This is a genomic window from Sagittula sp. NFXS13 (assembly GCF_040148795.1).
Lineage (GTDB): Bacteria > Pseudomonadota > Alphaproteobacteria > Rhodobacterales > Rhodobacteraceae > Sagittula > Sagittula marina.
In genome coordinates this window covers 838632-859771 of sequence record NZ_JAGEMH010000001.1, presented here as the reverse complement: position 1 = coordinate 859771, position 21140 = coordinate 838632, and the positions used below count along the sequence as shown (strand labels likewise).

Here is a 21140-nt window from a genome sequence, read left to right as displayed (position 1 = left end):
GGCTTACTCCGCCGCGATTTTCGTGCCGGCGCCGACTTCTTTCTGGATCGCAGGGATGATCTTGTCGCCCCAGACTTCCATCTGCTTGAGCATCGTCTTGTGGTCGAAATCCCCAAGTTGCGTCTGTAGCGCGATATGATCGGGCTTGAGCACTTCGATCTCGGCCAGCAGACGGTCTATGACCTGGTTCACGCTGCCAACTGGAAGGTTCTTTTTCAGCTCGTCGAGCGACGGATCGCTGTCGGTGGGAACCTCTTTCATCAGGTAGCCGTCGTCGGTCTGCTGGTTGCGGTTCTTGAGGCTGAAGGACAGGCGTCGCTGGAACAGCGCGTTTTCAAGGTAGTGGTCGATCTCTGCCATGTTGTCCGACGCATAACCAACGCGCAGGAAGCCAAGACGGGATTTGGACCCGTCGGTGCCGGAGGCGTCGATCGCTTCGTCGACCTGGCCACGGACGCGCTTGATCTGGTCCATGCCTCCCAGGAGGGCGGTTGTGAACAGGTTCCACCCTTCGCGGAAGGCACGTTTGCGCAGCTTTGGATTGCCGGTGGTTACCCAGATCGGCGGCAGCGGCTCTTGCAGCGGGCGTGTCGCGATGGAGGAGGGCGGAATGTCGAGGTATTCGCTGTGATGCTCGAAGATCTTGTTGCCAAGCGCTTTGGGGATCACTTCGAGGTATTCTTCAAAGATCTTGCTCGACTCATCAAGGTTGGTGCCGAAACGCTGGAATTCGAAATCCTGATAGCCCGAGCCGATGCCAAGCTCCAGGCGCCCGCCAGAAAGCGAGTCGACGAAGCCGACTTCCGCCAGGAACCGCGGCGCATGATACAGCGGCAGGATGCAGACCGCCGAACCCAGGCGGATCGTCGTGGTCTTTGCGGCTGTGTGCGCCACCATCATCAGCGGCGAGGGCGACAGAGAATAGTTGTTGAAGTGATGCTCGGCGTACCACGCGTTGGCAAAACCGGCCTGTTCTGCCATCACGGTTTGTTCGACCGAATTGGCGATGACCTCGTGCGAGGATTGGTGGTAGCCGCGCTGCTGCGCGAGGATGAATGCACCAAAGTCCATGATTGTCTCCTCCCTGAAACTGAAACTGACCCAAGGATAAATTATTGCAGTATTTGCCGGAAGATGATCTGAATGCAGTTCAGTTTTTCATTTTCTGAAAAGGTGCGGCATGGACAAATTGCGCGCGATGGAACTGTTCGTCTCGATCGCCGACACCGGTAGTTTTTCAGCGGCGGGGCGAAAGCACGGGCTGTCGCCAGCTTCGGTGTCGCGACATGTCAGCGCTCTTGAAGAGGAACTCGGCGTGGCGCTGGTGCTGCGCTCGACCCGCGCTCTGGGTCTGACGGAAAGCGGCGAGCTCTATCTGCACGACGTGCGCGAGATCCTCGCGAGCCTTAAAGCGGCGGAGACGAATGCTACGGCGCAGCAAAATCAGGTGCAGGGTGTGCTGCGCGTGCATTCCCGCACGATGTTCGGCATCAGCGTCCTGGCGCGGCTACAGCCCGAGTTCCAAGAGGCGAACCCGGAGCTCATTGTCGATCTGCACCTGTCGGAAAGTCCGGTCCGCTTGCGTGAGGACCAGTATGACCTGGATTTTCGCATCGCACCTCCCAAAGAGGCCGGGCTGGTGCGTCGGCGGCTATTCCACTCGCGGCGCATCTTGGTGGCGACGCCCCGATATATCGCCCGCGCGGGAGCGGTAGAGCAACCCGCCGATTTGCACGAACATGCCTGCCTGACCTACTGGCTGAACACCGAACCGGTGTGTTGGCGGTTTCGTCGCGGTGAGGGCGAGGCGGCCACGGAAATCAACGTGCCGACCAGCTTCATGTCCAACAATGGTCTGGTTCTGCTGGAAATGGCGCGCGCAGGAAAGGGAATTGCTTTGCTCGACGAATACACGGTGACAGACGACATTCGTTCCGGGCGGCTGGTCGAGATCCTGCCCGATATCCGCGTGACCAACACAACGTTTGACGAGGGTATCTTCGTCACCTATCTGCAAACGCCCTATGTGCCGGCCAAGCTGCGGCGATACATAGATTTCGTGGTCGACAACTGGGATCGCGTTCGTCAGGGGGCATGATTTGCGCACCTTGACCGGCTGGTCAGTCACATGCGAGGCTGTGCCTTCAGACCATGCGGGCGGACACCTATGACAGACCAGATTGCCGATGATACTACATCAGATGAAGAAGGCGTTCCAAGCGAAAGGGTGCAGTTCATCCTCGATACCGGGACTAACCTCTTCGCGGAAAAGGGCTACGACGCCACCTCGATGCGCGACATTGCCACGGCATCTGGTGTGTCGAAAGCGCTGCTGTATCATCACTTCGCCAGCAAGGAAGACATCTACGCGCGGATCTCATTTCAGGCGACGCGCAACCTGAATGCTTTCGTGCGCGGGAGCATCCCGCAGGATGCCACCGCGGCGGAAAAGTTACGCGCCTTCATGAGGGCTGCGGCCCGGTTTTTCTCCGAACACCGCTCTGCTTGGGTGGCGGCAAGCAATGCCTTCTGGTCCGACCCTGATCGGCACCGCATGGAGCGGAGGCTTGCCCGCCGGCGCGAGTTCGAAAAGATGCTTCGCGACATTATCAAGGAGGGCATCGCACGCGGAGAATTCAATCCCGTCGATCCCGCGATGACCGGCCGTCTCGTGCTTTCAGGGATCAACTGGATGCATCGTTGGCATGACCCGGAGAAATCCCTGACCCCGGAAGAGATCGTTGATAATTACGCCGATATCTTGCTGGGTGGTGTCTGCGTCAAGCGCGACTGACCCGCATTCCGGTTTGACGCTGACGGCACTGGGCTGCGCAAGGACGTCTTAAAACGCACCGTATAAAGAACAGCGCCTGCTCCGAGCTGGAACAGGCGCTTTTCATGAAATGTCACTGTACTTACTGAAGGTGGATGTCATTTTCCTTGATGACGGTGCCCCAGAAATCTTTGTCCCAATCGAGTTGCGCCTGCATGGCGTCCATGCCGCCAACCTGCGGTGTCATGCCGACATTCGACATCTTTGTTTGCAGATCAGGGTCTTGCATCGCGTTTTGCAGCGCTGTGGACACCCGCTGGATGTCTTCCTCCGGGGTGCCGGTGGGCGCCAGCATCCCGAACCAGAATGACGACACCAGGTCCGGGTATCCCAGTTCGGTCGTGGTCGGAAGATCCGGGAACTTCTCGTGCCGCTCCGGCGAGGAGATCGCGAGCATTTTCACGTCGCCTGCGTTCTCGTATTTCACCAGCGAAATCGGGGTCGAAAAGTTCAGATCGTTAAGGCCACCGATCAAGTCCACAACAGCGGAAGGGTTGTCCGGGTAGGCGACGTCGATCAAGTCGATGCCGAGCTTGTCCTGCAAAACCTTGCCGAACAGATGTGTGACCGAACCCGGTCCAAGCGTCGCGTAGCGCAAGGGTTGCCCCAGCTCATCGGCGTATGCCTTCAGCTCTTCAAGGTTGTTGGCCTCTATCGAGGCAGGAATTGTCACCGTCAGTGGCCCGCTCATCATGGTGCCAACAGGGGTAAAGCTGTCAAGGTCATAGGTCAGCCCCTCCCGCAACATCACATTGAGCGACAGCGGCCCGGTGGCACCGATGAAATAGGTCAGGCCGTCGGGTTTGGCATTGGCGGCGTAGGTCGCGCCGATGATGCCGTTGGAACCGGGCTTGTTCTCGATGATCACCGGCTGGCCAAGATCGTCGGACATCATGCCGCCGATCTCGCGCACCAAACCGTCGATGAGACCACCGCCGCCGTACGGTACGACAAGGGTGATCGGATCGCCGGACTGTGCGAAAGCAGCGAAGGGCATAAATGCGGATGCGCCTGAAAGCGCTGCGGCAATGATCAGATTTCTGCGCGAATACGTGGTCATGGATAGTCTCCTCCCTCAGGTGACTGGACGGTTGGTTGGTCCGAGTCGCCTAGACGCTATGTGGTGACCGGTCGGTCAGTCAAGACGGAATCTGGTTAAAAAAATTCTTGCGAATTCTCAGCTAGCTGGCTAGACCAAGGTTGTGACTGACCGGTCGGTCAGGTGCTTGACCTGGTCAAGATTTCTGCTCGGTCACTCGGAGGAAGCCGTAACGGCGCGATAGGGAGGACCCAGTTATGATGGGCAAAGAGCACGTCCGCGTGGAGATGCATGGTATGGTCGCACTGGTGACCCTCGCGCGGCCACCTGTGAATGCGCTGAATCGCAAGATGCGTCACGAGATCGTCGAGATATTCGACGAGATTTCCCAGAGAGACGACATCCGTTCTGCCGTTCTGACAGCCGAGGGCAAGACATTCTGCGCCGGTGCAGACCTCAAGGATCGGCCAGATCCATCGAACCCCGGTGATTTCCTCGAACACAACCGGATCACGCGCGAGACAGGCAACTCCATACGGGAATGTGCCAAGCCGGTCGTCGCTGCCGTCAACGGGACCGCGTTGGGTGCCGGCTTGGGCCTGATGGCCTCCTGCGACATATATTTTGCCTCCGAGAACGCGGTTTTCGGCATGCCCGAGATCAACGTGGGCCTGGCGGGCGGGGCCTCCATGCTCAACAGTCTTTTCGGGCGGTCCACCACGCGTCGAATGTTCTTCACCGGGATGCGGATGACTGCGCAGGATCTACTGGACCGCTCCGTCATCGAGGCGGTGACCAAGCCCGAAGATCTGCTCGACACCGCCATGGCCACCGCGACGGAGATCGCGTCCAAGGCACCGCTGGCGATCAGATACGCCAAGGAAGCGGCAAACATGGTTGAAAACATGCCGCAGCGCGACGCCTACCGGCTGGAGCAGAACTACACCATGGCCCTTTCCAAAACCGAGGACGCCAAGGAAGCCCGCATGGCCTTTCTCGAAAAGCGCCAGCCGGAATTCAAAGGACGCTGACATGAACAATACGCGTGACAAGGCGGGGCTGACCGCGATTTTCGAACCGCGTTCGATCGCTGTGGTGGGGGCGTCGTCGGATCCGCAAAAGACCGGCGGGCGCCCGATCCACATGCTGCTCAAGCATGGCTTCAAGGGTAATGTCTTTCCGGTAAATCCCAAGGCGGATGAGGTGCAGGGGCTGAAAGCCTATCCTACCCTCGACGATCTGCCGGAAGTGCCGGACCTGGTCCTGATCCTGGTGCCGGGAGCTGCGGCCGTGAGCGTGCTGGAACGTGCAGCGGCACTCGGCGTGGGGTCGGCCATCGTTTTGTCCGCCGGGTTTGCCGAAAACGGGGCCGAGGGGCAGGCGCTTCAGGCGCGGGTCACGGCGCTGGCCGAGACCAGTGGCATGCGCATCGTTGGCCCGAACTGTCTGGGAGCCGTCTCTGTCGCCAATTGCGCCATAGGCACCTTTTCCATCGCATTGGAAAAGGAAATGCCGCGTGCAGGCGGGATCTCCATCGCGTCGCAAAGCGGCAATATCGGTTCTGTCACGCTGGCGGGTCTGTGCCGCGAAGGTGCCGGGATCGCGCGGTTCATCGCGACAGGCAATGAGGCCGACGTTCAGGCGGCCGATGCGGTCGACTGGATGGCAGACGATGAGGCGACGCGCGTCATTCTCCTGGTGCTGGAAACCTGCCGGGATGGCGCGCGGCTGACCCGTGCGCTGGCCAGGGCGCGTGCGGCGGGCAAGCCGGTTGTCGTCATGAAGATCGGCACCAGCGAGGCGGGGCAGAAGGCAGCCCTTTCGCACACCGGCGGACTGGCGGGCAGCGACCGAGTGTTCGATGCGGTGTTCGAGCGTTACGGCGCGGTGCGCGTCCAGTCGATCGAGGACCTCGTCCAGGTTGGTGTTGCTCTGGAAGCCATGGGCGCGCGTCGCATCGGGACCGATCCGTCGGCTGCGATGGTCGCCGCCTCGGGGGGCTTCGGCGTGATGATGGCGGATGCGGCGGCAGCCAACGGCGTCGCGGTCAATGCACTGGCCGAAGACACGCAGGCCCGGATCAGGGCGCGGCTGCCGCTGGCTTCGGCGGTGAACCCGATCGACGCGACGGCGCAGATGTCGGCCAGTCCGGAGATCCTGGAACATCTGGTCGATGCCGCACTGGAAGACCCGAACAATTCGACCGTCTGCCTGATGCTGGCGATGGGCATGGGGCTGCCGCGTTTGCGCGCTGTCTACACCGAGGCCCTGCGGAAGGTCAGTGCAGCGCACCCGAACAAGGCGCTCGTCGCCATCATTGGTGGTCCACAGGATGCCATCGCGGATCTGCGCGCCATGGGGATCGTTTGCTTTCCCACCATCGACGCGACGATGCGTGGCATCGCGGCGCTGGCTAAGGCCGGTGCTCTGCGTGACGTCGGTGCGGAGCAGGTCGAAGAGATTGCCCCAGCGCCACTCCCGGCGGGTGCGTCGTGGAACGAAGCGACGGCCAAGGCCACGCTGAAGGAGGCAGGTCTTCCCTTTCCCGAAGAGATCGTCGTTACAACGGCACAAGACGCCGCGCAGGCTGTCACGCAAATCGGTGGCAAGGTCGCGATGAAGATCCTGTCTCCTGACATCCAGCACAAGAGCGACATTGGCGGCGTCGAACTTGGTGTGTCCGGAGAGGAAAATGCGCGCGCCGCGTTCAACCGGCTGATCACGGCGGCGGAGTTGCACGCGCCAAACGCCCGGCTTGACGGTGTGCTGGTCGCACCGATGAGCAGCCAGGGCACGGAACTGATCCTCGGCACCACGGAGGACGCGACCTTCGGTCCAGTGGTCATGGTCGGGCTCGGCGGCGTGTTCACCGAGGTGTTCGAAGACACCGCCCTGGCGCTTGCGCCAGTCACGGTCAAACAGGCGGAGCGAATGGTGCGCAGCCTGCGGGCCTTTGCGTTGCTCGACGGGGCGCGGGGGCGTCCGAAAGCGGACCTAGCAACCCTGACGCAGGCCATCGTGGCACTGTCGCGCTTTGCGGTGACCCATGCCGAAGACGTGACAGAAATAGACATCAATCCGCTCCTTGTGAGGGGCGTCGGGAACGGGGCCGTGGCGCTCGATGCGCTGATCGTGCCCCGGCAGACCGAAGCGGAGGAGGCAGCGCAATGACGACGCAGGAACGCATCGAACGCAGCTACGAACCCGGGGCCTACGCCGCTCAGGCACGCGGCTGGATCGCGGCCAATCTGACAGATGCGCTGCGCACGGACCGCGCGACGCAGGAGGCCAGCCTCGCCGAGAAAATCGCCTTCGAGGCGGCACAGCACGAAGCGGGTCTGGTCGGCATCACCTGGCCTGTCGAATATGGCGGCCACGGGCTTGGTCTGCGCGAACATCTGGAGGCCAACCGCGAAATCGGCCTGTCGCCGATGCCCAATGCGGTGAATTCCATCGGCAAGGAGCTTGCGGGTCCGATCATCATGACCGTGGGCCGCGAGGATCAGAAGCGCGACTTGTTGCCGAAGATCTTGAAGATGGAGAACATCTGGTGCCAAGGGTTCTCTGAACCCGGGGCAGGGTCCGATCTGGTGGCCCTGCGAACCAAGGCTGAAAAAACCGCTGACGGCTGGAAGGTGAACGGTCAGAAGATCTGGACCTCCGGCGCGTCCAAGTCGCAATATTGCCTTCTGCTGGCGCGTACGGGCAGTGCCGATGATCGGCACAAAGGATTGATGCTCTTTGCGGTGCCGATGGACAGCCCCGGCATCGACGTGCGCGAAATCGTGTCGATCGACGGTGCGCGATCTTTTTGCGAGGTTTTCTTCAACAACGTCATGGTCGCCGAGGAAAACATGCTGGGCGCCCCGGACGAAGGCTGGGCCGCGGCGAGCCGTGTGCTGTCGATCGAACGGGCCACCAACCGGATGTACCGCTCCTGGCGTTTTGAGAGCGAGATCGATCACCTTGTGGCCGCCTGTAGGTCTGACAACCGCGCCTATCAGATCCTGAAAGGCTACAGCGCCGAGGTCGCGCAAGCGCGGATCGCAGTCGAAAACCTCAAGGGTCATGTGGAAACCATGGTCGCCGATCTTCTGAACGGTCAGCAGATCGGGCCGCGCGGCTCATTGCCAAAACTCTACTGGTCCGAGGCGCACCAGCGTTGGGCGCAGATGGCCTATGAAGTTACCACGCGCTTTCCGCTGGACGGCGGGCAGGCGTTGACTGACGCCCGTGCGCGGTTCGAGACCATCTATCTCGCCAGCCGGGCCGAAACGATCTACGCGGGGACGACCGAGATCCAGCTCGACATCATTTCCAAGCGTATTCTCAATCTCAAGAAGGCGGCCTGAATGATGGATTTTGATCTCGACCCGAAAGAGTTCGAAGACACGGCGCGTGCCGTCATGGAAGCCTGCGCCGAAGCAGCGCCTTCAGCGCGTGCAACGCTTCTGGCCGAGGCCGGTCTGATCGGCGTTGCGGCGCCCGAAACCGTCGGTGGGCTTGGCCTGCCGCTCGAATTCGCGGTGCCGGTGGTGGCCGCGGCAGGCGAGGGGCTCCTGTGCTTTCCGCTGATGGAGGCGATGCTTGTGGCGCGGGCGCTGGCAGAGTTCGACGCGGCAGAGGCCGAGGCCGTCATCACAGGCGAAACCACCGTCACGATTGCATGGCAAGGCGTGGCAGAGGACGGCGTCGTCGGTGCGGCACCCATGGGCGAAACCGTCGACCGGGTGGTGATCTTCCGCGCCGACGGCAGCGCGGTTTTGGCGCGGATTGGCGCCACCGTTGCCTCGCGCCGCGGCGCAACGCTCGACACTGAAACGCCGGAGGCGCGGTTCATCCTGACCGGCCAGCCGGAGGGCATCGAGCTGTCGGTGGATGCGGTCGCGACGCTCTGCTCGGACGCGATGGTTTTGCGCTCGGCCTTTGTTCGCGGGTCCGCCGAGACATGCCTGACACTGGCCGTGGAGTACGCCCAGGACCGCAGTCAATTCGGCAAGCCTTTGTCCGCAAACCAAGTGATCCGCCACCGGCTCTCCCGCGACAAGCTGGCCACCGAAACCATGCGTAACGCGCTGGCCCGTGCCCTGACTGAGGTGCCGGGCGGTGACGTGCATCTGGCGCGCGAAGCTTGCTGGCTGGCCACGGCGCGCGCCGGTATCGCGGTTGCTGAAAGTGCCATCCAGGTCTTCGGGGGCATGGGGTTCACTTGGGAGGTTCCTTTGCACCGGCATCTGCGCCAGATGCGCACGCAGGCCCAGGCCGGCGGCGTGGCCGAAAAGACAGAAGCCTTGGGGCAGCGCCTGATCGGTGCCTCGACAAACGCGTGGTATGGGGAGATTGCCAATGTCGTCTGACAAGAAAACCGTCCTGATCACAGGAGCAGGCCACGGGATCGGGGCCGCCACCGCAAAACTGATGGCCGCCCGAGGATGGATCGTTGCGGTGAACGACCTCAAGGCAGAATTTGCCAACGAGGCCGTCGAGATGATTACGGCAGCGGGCGGCGAAGCCTTTGCCGTTGTCGAGAACGCTGGTACGAAGGCCGGCATCGAAGCCGCCGTCGCCAATACGGTAGCACGCACCGGGCGTCTCGACGGGCTGGTCAACAATGCGGCATGGGTGCGCTATCAAGCGATCCCCGACATCATGCCCGAAACTGTGGACCGCATGCTCAACGTCGGCTTTTCCGGGATCATCTGGGCCACGCAGGCGGCGTCTGCCGTGATGACAGAGGGCGGGACAATCGTGAATGTCGCCTCTGCCGCGGCATTTCGGTCGGCAAAGAACTCCATGGTCTATTCCGGGATCAAGTCCGGTGTCACCGGTCTGACCCGTGCGGCGGCAAGCGAGCTGGGCGACCGCGGCATCCGCGTCAATGCCGTTGCCCCCTCCGCCATCCCGACCGAAGGCACGGCACGCAACCGCAACGCGGAACGTGACGCAGCCCGCGCCGCGGCAACTCCGCTGGGGCGGCTTGGCACCGTCGATGATATCGCGCGGTCTATCGGCTATTTTCTTGGTGATGAAAGCGACTTCGTCACCGGGCAGGTGCTGTCCATCGACGGCGGCATCGGGATCGCGATCCGCTGATGACCCGTCTCTTGTCTTCCAGTCCCACGGTGCGTTGCGCGCTGGTCACCGGTGCGGCACATGGCATTGGCTGGGCGATTGCCCGGGCCTTTGCAGCGGAGGGCCTGCGCGTGGCACTTGCCGACATAGACATGGAGGCGGTCAAGGCTCGGGCGTTGGAGCTTGGTGACGGACATGTGGCACTTGGCGTTGACCTGTGCGTGCCCGGTGAGGCGCGAGCGCTGGTTGATCGCGCGCGGTCTGCACTTGGCGGTCTGGATGTGGTCGCGAACAACGCCGGTATGACCGACAGCTCGGGCCGCAGTCTGATGGAGATCGAAGAAGCGTCCTTCGAGCGGCTGATCGCGCTCAATCTGACGGCGACGGCAGAGATCTGCGAATGCGCATTGAACACTCTGCCGCGCGGCGGGTCGATTGTCTGCCTCGCCTCCGGCGCCGCGTATCGGCCACTCGCGTTGCGCGGGGCGTATTCCGCGACGAAGGCTGGAGTCGTTGCACTGGTCAGGGACAGGACAGACGACGCAGCCTCCAAGGGCATCAGCCTTTGCGCGATTGCGCCAGGCTACACGCGCACGCCACTGGTGGAAACCTTGGCACGTGAAGGCCGCGTGGACCTGGACCGCATTGCCGCGCCCATCCCACTCGGAGAGATCGCGATGCCAGAGGATATCGCAGCCGCCGTGCTGCACGCCGCGCTGGACGGGGATTGCCTGACCGGCGTCACGCTTGGCGTGGACGGGGGCAGTGCGCTCGGCGTACCAAGCAAAGACACCGCGCCCACTCGGGGCGATGCGGCGAAGGGCCGGCAGGACGTCTGGGGAGACGCGGCTTTGGCACAGGCCATCGGAAAAGGCACGCAGAGCCATGTTGCTGCCGTGATCGACGCCACGTTCCTTGATGGTGCGCTTCCCGAAGCGCAAAGCATCTTGGGACAGATCCGCAGCCGCGCCATCCGCTGTGCCCGCGAGCTGCCGCGCAGCCGCGACTTTGCCTTGACCATTGTCATCGGCGCAGGGGAGAGCACCGATGCCGTGACCTTGGCCGTGGTGGACATGTTGACGCGGACGCTGGCGCTGGAATGGGCCCCCGCCGGATTGCGGGTCAACTCCGTGATATGGCGCAGCCCATCACGCGAGGGACTTGCCGGTCTGTGCAGGTTTCTTGGGGGTGAGCGGGCCCGCTTGGTGACGGGACAGGTCATTTATTCATACCAGACGGCGCGCTGACGACACTCGGCGCTGTGCCACGCAAGCAAGAGATCCATGGGAGGAGAACATGCGCTTCGTATTCAACCGATTAGAAGATATCTTCGCTGCCGTCATCACGGCAGGGATCGGCATCTTCATCATTCTCGAGGCGGGGAACTACCGCATGGGCACCCTGACCAGCATGGGGCCGGGCTATTTCCCGACCATTCTGGGCTGGTCCATGGTCGTTCTTGCGGCACTGATGCTCATCACCTCGCGCGTCACTGGTGCGCCACAGATGGCAGGGCGCGACCAACTGCGCGGTATGCTCTTTGTAGCGGCGGCCTTCGGCGCGTTTGCCTTGACCATCGAACGCTTCGGCATGATCCCCTCGATCACCCTGTCCGTGCTGTTGGCAAGCCTTGCCAATGAACGCACCAAGCCATTGGTGGGGCTGATCCTTGGTCTTGGCACCGCGATCGTCTGCGCCCTGATATTCCGTCTGGGCCTCGGCCTTCAGATCAAGGCATTCTGAAATGGATACGCTATTTTCCAACATCGCGCTCGGGCTTACCGTGGCCGTTTCACTGAGCGGATTGTTCTACTGTTTCCTGGGGGTGTTTCTCGGGACTTTGGTAGGCGTTCTGCCAGGCATCGGGATCATGGCGACGCTTGCCATGCTGATGCCGATCACTTTTCATCTTGAACCGACGCTCGCACTGATCATGCTGGGCGGGATCTATTACGGGGCCTCCTACGGCGGCTCGACCGCGTCGATCCTCATGAATTTGCCCGGCACGGCGACAAGCGCGGTTACCGGCCTCGATGGCTATCCCATGGCGCAGCAGGGACGCGCCGGACAGGCGCTGTTCATGACGGCCATCGCTTCCTTTGTTGGGTCGATCTTCGGTGTTATCCTGCTCGCTGGGTTTTCAGTCCCGTTGTCGCGGGTCGCGCTGCGTTTTGGTCCGCATGAATACGTGGCGCTCATGCTGCTTGGTCTGATCGCGGCCTCGGTCATCGGGTCAGGGCGTTCGTTACGCTCGCTCGTGTCGGTATCGCTGGGGCTGGCGCTGGGTTTGATCGGGCTGGACCTGAACTCCGGCGTGGCGCGCTTTACCTTCGGCCAGACGGTGCTGTTCGACGGCTTGCCGCTGGTCGCCGTGGCCATCGGGCTTTTCGGCCTTCCGGAGATCATCGCCTCTGCCGGGCGCAAAGAGATCCCACGTGTCCACGAAGGCAAGATCCGCCTTCGCGAGATGCTTCCAACCCGCGAAGACTGGAAGCGCTCGATCATGCCAATGGCGCGCGGTTCCGGCATCGGCGGGTTCTTTGGCGCGCTTCCCGGCACTGGTGGCCTCGTGGCGACCTTCGTGTCCTACGCGGTGGAGCGCCGTGTGTCGAAACATCCCGAGGAATTCGGCAACGGCGCCATCGAAGGCGTGGCCGCGCCGGAGGCCGCGAACAACTCTGCGGTGCAGGCAGCGTTCATTCCGACACTCAGCCTGGGGATTCCCGGCGACCCGGTGATGGCGATCATGCTTGGGGTGATGATGGTGCACGGCATCATTCCCGGTCCAACGGTCATTCAGGACAGCCCCGACCTGTTTTGGGGGCTGGTGGTCAGCTTTGTCATCGGCAACCTGATGCTGTTGGTGCTCAACCTGCCACTGGTTGGCATGTGGGTGCGCATCCTGAAGATCCCCTACAACCTGCTGTTCCCGGTGATCGTCGCCTTTACCTGCATCGGCATATACAGCGTGAACTACCAGGTGGTGGATGTCTTCGTGTTGTTGGGGTTCGGCTTTCTTGGTCTGGGGATGCGGGCGCTGAATTTCGAGGTAGCGCCCCTGCTGCTGGGCTTCGTGCTGGGGCCAATGATCGAGGAATACTTCCGCCGGGCGCTGATTGTCTCGCGGGGGGATATCGGCTCCTTTGCCGACCGGCCCATCGCCGCCAGCATCTTGGCCATTACGTTTGCGATCCTCGTTTGGGCCGTTGTGTCTCGATTGGTTTCCGCCGGAAAGAAAAGCCGCGTAAAAGAGGCCGACGCAAATGGCTGATCTTCGTTTCGAACGTCTGAACACGGGATCGGATGCATTGGGCGAAAGCCCTGTCTGGAACGCCCTCAGCCAGAGCCTGTGGTGGATCGATGGTGTCGCGGGGAAGGTCCGCGAACTGCGCGCGGACGGCACCGTTCAGACCTTGCAGGTGACCGGACATGTCGGCGCCATCGCGTTGGTCGAAGGCAACGGTATTGTCGCCACCATCGACCAGCGTGTCTTCTGGCTCGATCCAGAGACCAAGGCGGAACGGCTTCTGGTGGAGATTACGGATGCACCGGAGGCAATGCGACTGAATGATGGCAAGCTGGACAGGCAGGGCCGCTTTGTCTGCATCGGCATGGGGCGCGGCGGCGAACCTGTCGGGGACATACACGGGTTCGGCAAGGCGCGGCATCGGGTGCTGGCCGAAACGGGCGTGATGATTGGAAACGGTATCTGTTTCAGCCCGGATGGCGGGACGCTCTATTTCACCGACACGCGTGCCCGTACGTCGTTTGCCGCCGACTATCACACGGAGACGGGCGATGTCGGCGCCATACGGCCTCATATCGACTGCACCGCCTTGGGTTCCGGCATCGACGGGGCCACTGTGGATGCCGCCGGCAATATGTGGGCGGTCCTGATCCACACTGGCGAAATCGGCTGCTTTGCGTCTGACGGCAGGGTAATCCACCGCACCAGGGCCCCGGTGGATTACCCATCCAGCCTGGCCTTCGGCGGGGCAGGGATGGATGTGCTTTACATGACATCGATACGCGACAGTGGAACCGGGCGTGTGGTGTCAAAAAGCCCCGATGGCGGTGGCCTGTTCTCGACCCGCGATCATGGCGCGCGTGGGATCGAAGAGGCCTGCTTTCAGGGCATGATGGACTAGGGGAGGGAGCGAGATGCTCGATCAAATGGACGGTCAAGGACCACTCAAGGGCCTCAAGGTGCTCGACATCGCGACCATCATCGCGGCGCCCTTCGCTGCGTCATTGCTTGCGGATTTTGGCGCCGAGGTGACGAAATTCGAGATGCCCGGACGCGGCGACGGCCTGCGGTACTTTCCGCCCTTTCGCGATGACAAGCCGCTGTGGTGGAAGGTGACAAACCGGGGCAAGCGCTACGGTACACTCGATCTGCGCAAGCCCGAGGGGCTTGAGATCATGAAAAAACTCATCGCCGAGCACGACGTGCTGGTTGAGAATTTTCGCCCCGGTACGCTGGCGAAATGGGGGCTGGACCGGGAAACGCTCTGGGCGCTGAACCCCGACCTGGTGATCCTGCGCGTCTCCGCATTCGGGCAGACGGGGCCGAAATCCCGGCAAGGCGGTTTCGCCCGTATCTTCGAGGCGATGGGCGGCCTGACCTATATCACCGGCATGAAGGAAAGCGCTCCGGTGCATCCGGGCTATCCGATCGCCGATGCCTTTGGGGGAGTTTTCGGCGCGTTTTCGATCATGGCAGCGCTTTACGGAATCAAGGCGAATGGCACGCGCGGCGAGGAAATCGACCTTGCACTGACGGAGGCGACCTTCCGGCTGCTGGAGAACATTGCCATCGAATACGATCAGCTGGGTCAGGTGCGCGAGCGCGACGGCAACAACAACCAGTACACGGCGCCGGCGAACGTCTTTCGCACGAAGGACGGGCGCTATGTCACCGTCACGGGGTCGACCGACAGCATGTTCGCGGCGAACATGCGTGCCATCGGCCAGGCTCAGTTGATCGACGATCCGCGCTTTGTCGGCAACAGGGCACGGATGGCGCAACGCGAGACACTGGACGAAATATTCCGCGCCTACATGGAAAGCCACACGCTGGACGAAACGCTGGACGCGTTCGCGCGGGAGGGCGGGGCCATCGGCCCGATCTACTCGGTCGAGCAGATCTTTGAAGATGCGCAGATGCAAGCGCGCGAAGTGGTGACAGCTGTTGCCGATGACGATTTTGGCACGGTGCGTATGCAGAACGTGGTACCACGACTGACGAACAACCCCGGTCGCGTGCGCTGGTCGGCTAAGGACCTTGGCGTCGACACGAATGAGATCCTCGCCGATCTGGGGTTCGACGCCGAGCAAATCGCGACGCTCCGCGACAACGGCATTATCTAAGGGACATATCATGACAACACAGATCGAAAGCTCCCGTTCCAGCGGAGTGCTGACGCTGACCATGAACGGGGCCGCGACAAAGAACGCCATAGGTCGGGACCAGTACGAAACGCTGCGTGCGGCCTTTGTCGATGCGGGCCACGACCCTGACGTCCGTGCCATCGTGCTGACCGGAGCGGGCGGGTTCTTTTCCTCCGGTGGCAACGTCCGCGCCCTCGAAGAGAGCCGGAAATTGCCCCGTTCGGAGGTGGCGCGAAACACCGATGCGCTGTTCGCTATGATAATGGCGCTTCGTGACTGCCCGAAACCAGTCATCGCCGCTGTCGAGGGAGGCGCGGCGGGACTTGGTCTGTCGCTGGCACTGTCCTGCGACATGGTGGTGGCAAGCGAAGGGGCGAAGTTTACCGCCGCATACGTCAAGATCGGCCTCACGCCCGACGGGGGCGCGACCTACTTCCTGCGCGAGGCCCTGCCGCGGCAGCTCGTGTCGGAGCTGTGTATGCTTGGCCGCCCGGTGAGCGCGGAACGCCTGTTCGCCGCGGGGGCCGTAAATGAGGTGGTGGAGCCGGGCGGGGCGCTCAATGCAGCCCTTGCGCTGGCCGGCGCCTGTGCGCACGGCGCGCAGATGGCCATCGGCACCATCAAGGCGGAGATCGCCACCGCAGGTCAGGCCGCGCTGGCTGAACACCTCGCCTATGAGGGGCGCATGATCAATCATCATCGCTTCGGTGACGAGGCGGGAGAAGGGCTTGCGGCTTTTCTCGAAAAGCGAAAACCCGATTTCAGCAAAGGTGATTCATGATCCGTGATCAGGAAAAGCTCGATACGCTGCTGCTAAATGTTCACCGCTGGGTGCGGGACGTGGCCCATCCCAGCGAGGACCGCGTCGAGGCGGAGGATCGCGTGCCCGACGAGATCGTGGCCGACATGGCAGCGCGCGGCTACTTTGGCTGGTCCATCCCCGAGGAATACGGCGGTCTCGGCCTGACGACCGAGGAGCTTGTCCTTGGCGCGATGGAGCTCAGCCAATGCGCGGTCGCTTTTCGCGCACGCGTCGGCACCAATACAGGCATCGGGTCCGAAGCGCTTGTCGCTGACGGATCCGAAGCGCAAAAACGCGAGTACCTGACGCGCCTCGCAAGCGGCGAATTGACAGGCTCCTTCGCCTTGACGGAGCCGGGGGCGGGATCGGATGCTTCGTCGCTGACGTCAGTCGCGGTGCGGGATGGTGACGACTACGTGCTCAACGGCATGAAGTGCTATATCACCAACGCGCCCATCGCGGATATCTTCACCGTCATGGCACGCACCGATCCGGATACGCCCGGCGCGCGCGGGGTTTCAGCCTTCATCGTAGAGCGGGCCATGCCGGGGGTGTCTACCTCCGCTCCCTACAAGATGATGGGGCAGCGTGGGTCCCCAGTAGGTGAGGTGCACTTGGATAACGTTCGCGTGCCGGCGCGAAACCTGATCGGTGGTGTCGAAGGGCAGGGGTTTCGCACCGCAATGAAGGTGCTGAACAAGCAGCGCATTCATCTGGCCGCGCTATGCACCGGGCCGTCGATCCGGATGCTCGACCTTGCGATGACCCACGCCGAGGGGCGCGAACAATCGGGACAGAAGATCATCGATTTCCAACTCGTTGCGGCACTGCTGGCGGATTGCCGTGTGGATATCGAGGCCGCCCGCGCACTGGTGATGCAGACCGCGAGAGCCCGCGACGCAGGTGAGGACATTGCGCTCGAAGCCTCCATTTGCAAATATTTCGCCTCCGAGGCGGCAAGCCGGGTCGCGGATCGGGCGGTGCAGGTCTTTGGCGGCGCGGGTTACGTGGCCGACCACGCGTCGATCGAACGTTATTACCGCGATGTACGGCTGTTCCGGCTCTACGAAGGCACCAGCCAGATCCACCAGCTCAACATCGTCAAGCAGGAGCGCCGGCGTCGGCAAGGAAATGGTCGGGCATGAGCGAGCATGACGTCATCATCGTTGGCGGTGGCTCTGCCGGCGCGACGCTTGCCGGACTGCTGAGCGAGGACGAAAGCTGCCGCGTGTTGCTGCTTGAAGGCGGGCGGCGCGACGTAAGCCCTTGGATCCACATTCCCGCAACCTTTTTCAAGATCATGCAGAAGGGTCGTGATGCGGTGATGATCACCGGAGAGCCGGAAGACAACCTCGCGGGCCGTCCATTTGTCGTGCCACAAGGCAACGTTCTGGGCGGCGGATCATCGGTCAACGCGATGCTTTACCTGCGCGGCCAGCCGCAGGATTACGACGACTGGGCGGCGAACGGCGCCGAAGGATGGAGCTGGGCCGATGTGGGGCCGGTCTTCAAGCGGCTGGAGAACAACGACACTTTCGACGACGACCATCACGGCAGCTGCGGACCGCTCGCGGTCTCCAGCCCGCGCCACAGGCATCCCTTGTCGGAGGCGTTCGTAAATGCGGGGATGCAGGCACAGATCCGGCCAAACCGCGATTTCAACGGCGCGCGGCAGGAGGGGATCGGTTTTTTCCAGACCACCACGCACAAGGGTCGGCGCGCCTCGGCGGCGCGCGCCTTTCTTTGGCCGGTACGACAGCGCAAGAACCTCACTGTGATGACGAATGCCCGGGTCGACCGGGTTCTGATTTCGCAGGGCCGCGCCACCGGGGTCCGTCTGGCGGACGGTCGCGAAGTCCACGCATCGCGTGAGGTTGTGCTGTCTGCGGGGGCTTTTGCAACACCGCTCATCCTGATGCGTTCCGGCATCGGTCCGCGTGCTGATCTGGAGGCGCAAGGCATACCCGTCGTCGCTGATCTTCCGGGCGTCGGCCAAAATTTTCAGGACCACGCCATCGTGCCCATTGAGGTCAAGACCCGCGAACCGTTGTCGGTGGTGGGTGAGGATCGCATGCCGCGCGGTGCCCTGCACATGCTGCAATACCTTGCGACCCGGCGTGGACTGCTGTCGTCAAATATGGTGGAGGCCGGCGGCTTCATCGACGTTGCGGGGGGCGGACGCCCCGACGTGCAGCTACATTTCATGCCGGGCTACAACGCGGCCAAGGGGGTTGTGCAGCTCGAGGGACACGGCGTTGTCTTTTCGGTCTGCGTGCTGCGGCCGAAGTCGCGCGGCGAGGTGCGGCTTCGCTCGGCCGACCCTGCGGATCCGCCGGTTTTTCGGAGTGGCGTCATGAGCGACCCTGCGGACATGGCCCTGTCGATTGCGGCCCTCCGGAAGGCGCTTGGCCTGCTCGAGCAGCCAGCGCTGCAGGCGGTGATGGCCGAGCGCAAGCGCCCTGCGCCCGGGCCGGACACGGACGAAACCCTGACAGAATACATCCGCAGCCATGCCAAGACGGTCTATCACCCGGCGGGCACGTCAAAAATGGGCTCGGCATCCAATCCGATGGCCGTGGTCGACCAGCGACTGGCGGTCCATGGCATCAAGGGTCTGCGCGTTGCCGATGCTTCGGTTATGCCGTGCCTGCCATCGGGCAATACCAACGCACCGACCATCATGATCGGCGCGCGCGCCGCAGACTTCATCCGCGCCAGCGCGTGATTGAACGACAAAAGAGAGACAGACCATGACCGACGTTTTCATCTGTGACTACATCCGGACTCCGATCGGGCGTTACGGCGGGGCGCTCGCACCGGTGCGGGCCGACGATCTCGGCGCGATCCCGATCACCGCGCTGATGGCCCGCAACAGCGATGTCGACTGGGCCGCGGTTGACGAAGTCTACTATGGCTGCGCCAACCAGGCCGGCGAGGACAACCGGAACGTGGCACGCATGTCGGCGCTGCTGGCGGGATTGCCGACGGAGGTGCCCGGCAGCACGATCAACCGGCTGTGTGGGTCGGGTATGGACGCGGTCACCATGGCCGCGCGAGCCATCCGCGCCGGTGAGGCCGACCTGATCATCGCGGGTGGTGTCGAAAGCATGTCCCGCGCGCCTTTCGTGATGCCCAAGGCCGAAACCGCCTTTTCCCGCGCCAATGCGGTTCATGACACCACCATTGGCTGGCGCTTCGTGAACCCCATGCTGAAAGCGCAATATGGCATCGACTCCATGCCGGAGACCGCAGAGAACGTGGCCGACGAATTCGGCGTGAGCCGCGCGGACCAAGACGCCTTTGCGCTGCGGTCACAGGACAAGGCCGCTACGGCGATCAAGAACGGGCGACTGAAACAGGAGATTACTCCGGTCACGATCAAGACACGCAAGGGCGAGACGATCGTCGATACCGACGAGCATCCGCGCGCCTCGACCATCGACAAGCTGGCCAGCCTGAAGCCTATAGTGCGACCCGATGGGACCATCACCGCCGGGAATGCCTCGGGCGTGAATGATGGCGCCGCGGCTCTGATCCTTGCCTCCGAGAAAGCAGCAAAACAGCACGGGCTGACGCCTGTCGCGCGTGTGCTGGGCGGGGCGACGGCAGGTGTTCCGCCTAGCATCATGGGCTTCGGTCCAGCCCCGGCTTCGAAGAAATTGATGGCGCGATTGGGTTTGACGGAGGATGACTTCTCGGTGATCGAATTGAACGAAGCCTTTGCCAGCCAAGGCCTCGCCACATTGCGCGACTTGGGCATCGCGGATGACGATGCGCGGGTAAACCCGAACGGTGGTGCCATCGCGCTGGGTCATCCGCTGGGCATGTCCGGCGCGCGAATTACGGGAACGGCCATGCTTTCCCTCAAGCCCGGTGAAAAGAGCCTGTCGACAATGTGCATCGGCGTCGGACAAGGTATCGCTATCGCGCTCGAACGGGTGTGATCCTTGATTGCAACGGACCAGTTCATGCATCTGGTCCGTTGTCACTTCAGTGCGGTACCCGGCGTCAGTTGTACGGATCTGTGCAGAGGATTTTCTTCGATAATCCTGGGTCGTCTTCAAAGACCTTGCGAAAACCACCTTTTATTCGTCGAGGGCCAACCATTTAATTGGTCCTCGGACAAAGCGTACCGCCGGCAGAGATGTGGTGCGTTTACCGTCGGGCTGGTTGCGTCGGGCCATTATTTGACGCGTCGGAGAGACCAGATAGCGGGGCCATCCGGAAACCTTTTCCGATGAAGTCACATGAGTCTGCGTAATCTAGGCGCGATTTGGAAACCCGCTCAAGGCAGAGGACAGGCTCCTCCGACAGCCGGCTGCCTCTGGGAGGGGGCGGTTGAAATGTCCAAGACTTCATCACCTTGTGTCGCCGTCAAAAAAAACGGCACGTCACCCTCCCTAAACCTAGTGGGTTGGCGCCACTACGATCTTCTGACCGGCGAAAAGGCATGTACCGCAATAGGTCCGGAAACAATGCCGTACGCGACGAAAGCCGAAGGTGAAGGCGTTTGGGGGCCGATCGTCTAGAGGCGATTTGATCCCCCGGATAATTTCCGAGACGCCCAGTACCCCGCAAGCATGGTGGGCCAAAGAAGGGCCTTTGACGTAAGCTCTATCTCGGAATGTGTTGGGAAACACCGAGGTTTCATGCGGTTGGCATCACGACAGACGAAATCGGCCCGTCTCGTGACGTTTGAGTTGCAAACGCAGTTCCGGACAATGGATGCCCTGCTTCAAGCTGTTTGGCCACGGCTTTATGGCCCGCGACTAAGATGGAAAAGCTGCTGAACTTCAGGTCCGGAACGCCGTGCTTGCCCGTTAAAAGTTCTGGTCATACCCGGGACACAGTCCAAGAGATAAGTTCCTCCGGCGAAAGGGGAAGTCGATTGACACTCAGATTTGTGGAGCAGAGCCGGTATCAATGAGTGGAACAGGCAATCGTTACGACAATTCCATGGTTGAAAGTGTCTACTATTCTCTGAAGGCTGAGTTGATCTGGCG

18 protein-coding genes are annotated in these 21140 nt (G+C 62.1%); 16 read left to right on the top strand and 2 right to left on the bottom strand.

Annotated features, from left to right (window positions below; genetic code table 11):
- Nucleotides 1-3: 3 nt before the first annotated feature.
- Nucleotides 4-1071, bottom strand: a complete 1068-nt coding sequence (locus J4E08_RS04065; protein WP_349537387.1) for an LLM class flavin-dependent oxidoreductase — start codon at nucleotides 1069-1071, stop codon at nucleotides 4-6.
- Nucleotides 1072-1180: 109 nt separating this feature from the next.
- Here J4E08_RS04065 and J4E08_RS04060 point away from each other — a divergent pair, with 109 nt between their 5' ends.
- Both J4E08_RS04060 and J4E08_RS04055 read left to right on the top strand, forming a co-directional pair.
- The gene (locus J4E08_RS04060; protein ID WP_349537386.1) at nucleotides 1181-2098 is read left to right on the top strand and encodes a LysR family transcriptional regulator; all 918 of its coding nucleotides are present in this window, start codon (nucleotides 1181-1183) and stop codon (nucleotides 2096-2098) included.
- Nucleotides 2099-2227: 129 nt separating this feature from the next.
- Entirely contained in the window at nucleotides 2228-2794 is a 567-nt protein-coding gene (locus J4E08_RS04055; RefSeq protein ID WP_349537385.1) for a TetR/AcrR family transcriptional regulator, read from the top strand.
- A 121-nt stretch (nucleotides 2795-2915) separates the two neighbouring features.
- Here the strand turns inward: J4E08_RS04055 and J4E08_RS04050 are convergent, their stop codons facing one another.
- Nucleotides 2916-3893, bottom strand: a complete 978-nt coding sequence (locus tag J4E08_RS04050) for a Bug family tripartite tricarboxylate transporter substrate binding protein (protein ID WP_349537384.1) — start codon at nucleotides 3891-3893, stop codon at nucleotides 2916-2918.
- A 236-nt stretch (nucleotides 3894-4129) separates the two neighbouring features.
- On the opposite strand from J4E08_RS04050, the gene J4E08_RS04045 reads away from it, so the two are divergent.
- From J4E08_RS04045 to pcaF, 14 genes are read left to right on the top strand one after another with little or no spacing between them, the layout of a single operon-like run.
- Complete coding sequence (locus J4E08_RS04045; RefSeq protein WP_349537383.1) at nucleotides 4130-4903, top strand: enoyl-CoA hydratase/isomerase family protein; 774 nt, start codon at nucleotides 4130-4132, stop codon at nucleotides 4901-4903.
- Between the two features lies 1 nt (nucleotide 4904).
- On the top strand, nucleotides 4905-7043 hold the full coding sequence (locus J4E08_RS04040) for an acetate--CoA ligase family protein (protein WP_349537382.1): 2139 nt from the start codon (nucleotides 4905-4907) through the stop codon (nucleotides 7041-7043).
- Nucleotides 7040-8224: an acyl-CoA dehydrogenase family protein gene (locus tag J4E08_RS04035; RefSeq protein ID WP_349537381.1), complete on the top strand. Its 1185-nt coding sequence runs from the start codon at nucleotides 7040-7042 to the stop codon at nucleotides 8222-8224. Before J4E08_RS04040 ends, J4E08_RS04035 begins: the two co-directional genes overlap by 4 nt.
- Nucleotides 8225-9229, top strand: coding sequence for an acyl-CoA dehydrogenase family protein (locus J4E08_RS04030; protein WP_349537380.1), 1005 nt, complete (start codon nucleotides 8225-8227; stop codon nucleotides 9227-9229).
- A complete protein-coding gene (locus tag J4E08_RS04025) occupies nucleotides 9219-9965 on the top strand; it encodes an SDR family NAD(P)-dependent oxidoreductase (protein WP_349537379.1) in 747 nt (248 codons plus the stop codon). The genes J4E08_RS04030 and J4E08_RS04025 overlap by 11 nt, the downstream gene beginning before the upstream one ends.
- Nucleotides 9965-11191 carry an SDR family NAD(P)-dependent oxidoreductase gene (locus J4E08_RS04020; RefSeq protein WP_349537378.1) on the top strand — a complete coding sequence of 409 codons (1227 nt, stop codon included), beginning with the start codon at nucleotides 9965-9967 and terminating at the stop codon, nucleotides 11189-11191. The genes J4E08_RS04025 and J4E08_RS04020 overlap by 1 nt, the downstream gene beginning before the upstream one ends.
- Nucleotides 11192-11240: 49 nt before the next feature.
- Complete coding sequence (locus J4E08_RS04015) at nucleotides 11241-11687, top strand: tripartite tricarboxylate transporter TctB family protein (RefSeq protein WP_349537377.1); 447 nt, start codon at nucleotides 11241-11243, stop codon at nucleotides 11685-11687.
- Nucleotide 11688: 1 nt separating this feature from the next.
- Nucleotides 11689-13215: a tripartite tricarboxylate transporter permease gene (locus J4E08_RS04010; RefSeq protein ID WP_349537376.1), complete on the top strand. Its 1527-nt coding sequence runs from the start codon at nucleotides 11689-11691 to the stop codon at nucleotides 13213-13215.
- The gene (locus J4E08_RS04005; protein WP_349537375.1) at nucleotides 13208-14092 is read left to right on the top strand and encodes an SMP-30/gluconolactonase/LRE family protein; all 885 of its coding nucleotides are present in this window, start codon (nucleotides 13208-13210) and stop codon (nucleotides 14090-14092) included. The genes J4E08_RS04010 and J4E08_RS04005 overlap by 8 nt, the downstream gene beginning before the upstream one ends.
- Before the next feature lie 13 nt (nucleotides 14093-14105).
- Nucleotides 14106-15314, top strand: coding sequence for a CaiB/BaiF CoA transferase family protein (locus J4E08_RS04000; RefSeq protein ID WP_349537374.1), 1209 nt, complete (start codon nucleotides 14106-14108; stop codon nucleotides 15312-15314).
- 10 nt (nucleotides 15315-15324) lie between these two features.
- Nucleotides 15325-16116, top strand: a complete 792-nt coding sequence (locus J4E08_RS03995) for an oxepin-CoA hydrolase, alternative type (RefSeq protein WP_349537373.1) — start codon at nucleotides 15325-15327, stop codon at nucleotides 16114-16116.
- Entirely contained in the window at nucleotides 16113-17282 is a 1170-nt protein-coding gene (locus J4E08_RS03990) for an acyl-CoA dehydrogenase family protein (protein ID WP_349537372.1), read from the top strand. Before J4E08_RS03995 ends, J4E08_RS03990 begins: the two co-directional genes overlap by 4 nt.
- Nucleotides 17279-18862: a GMC family oxidoreductase gene (locus tag J4E08_RS03985; RefSeq protein WP_349537371.1), complete on the top strand. Its 1584-nt coding sequence runs from the start codon at nucleotides 17279-17281 to the stop codon at nucleotides 18860-18862. The genes J4E08_RS03990 and J4E08_RS03985 overlap by 4 nt, the downstream gene beginning before the upstream one ends.
- Nucleotides 18863-18887: 25 nt before the next feature.
- Nucleotides 18888-20081, top strand: a complete 1194-nt coding sequence (gene pcaF / locus J4E08_RS03980; RefSeq protein WP_349537370.1) for a 3-oxoadipyl-CoA thiolase — start codon at nucleotides 18888-18890, stop codon at nucleotides 20079-20081.
- Nucleotides 20082-21140: the final 1059 nt, after the last annotated feature.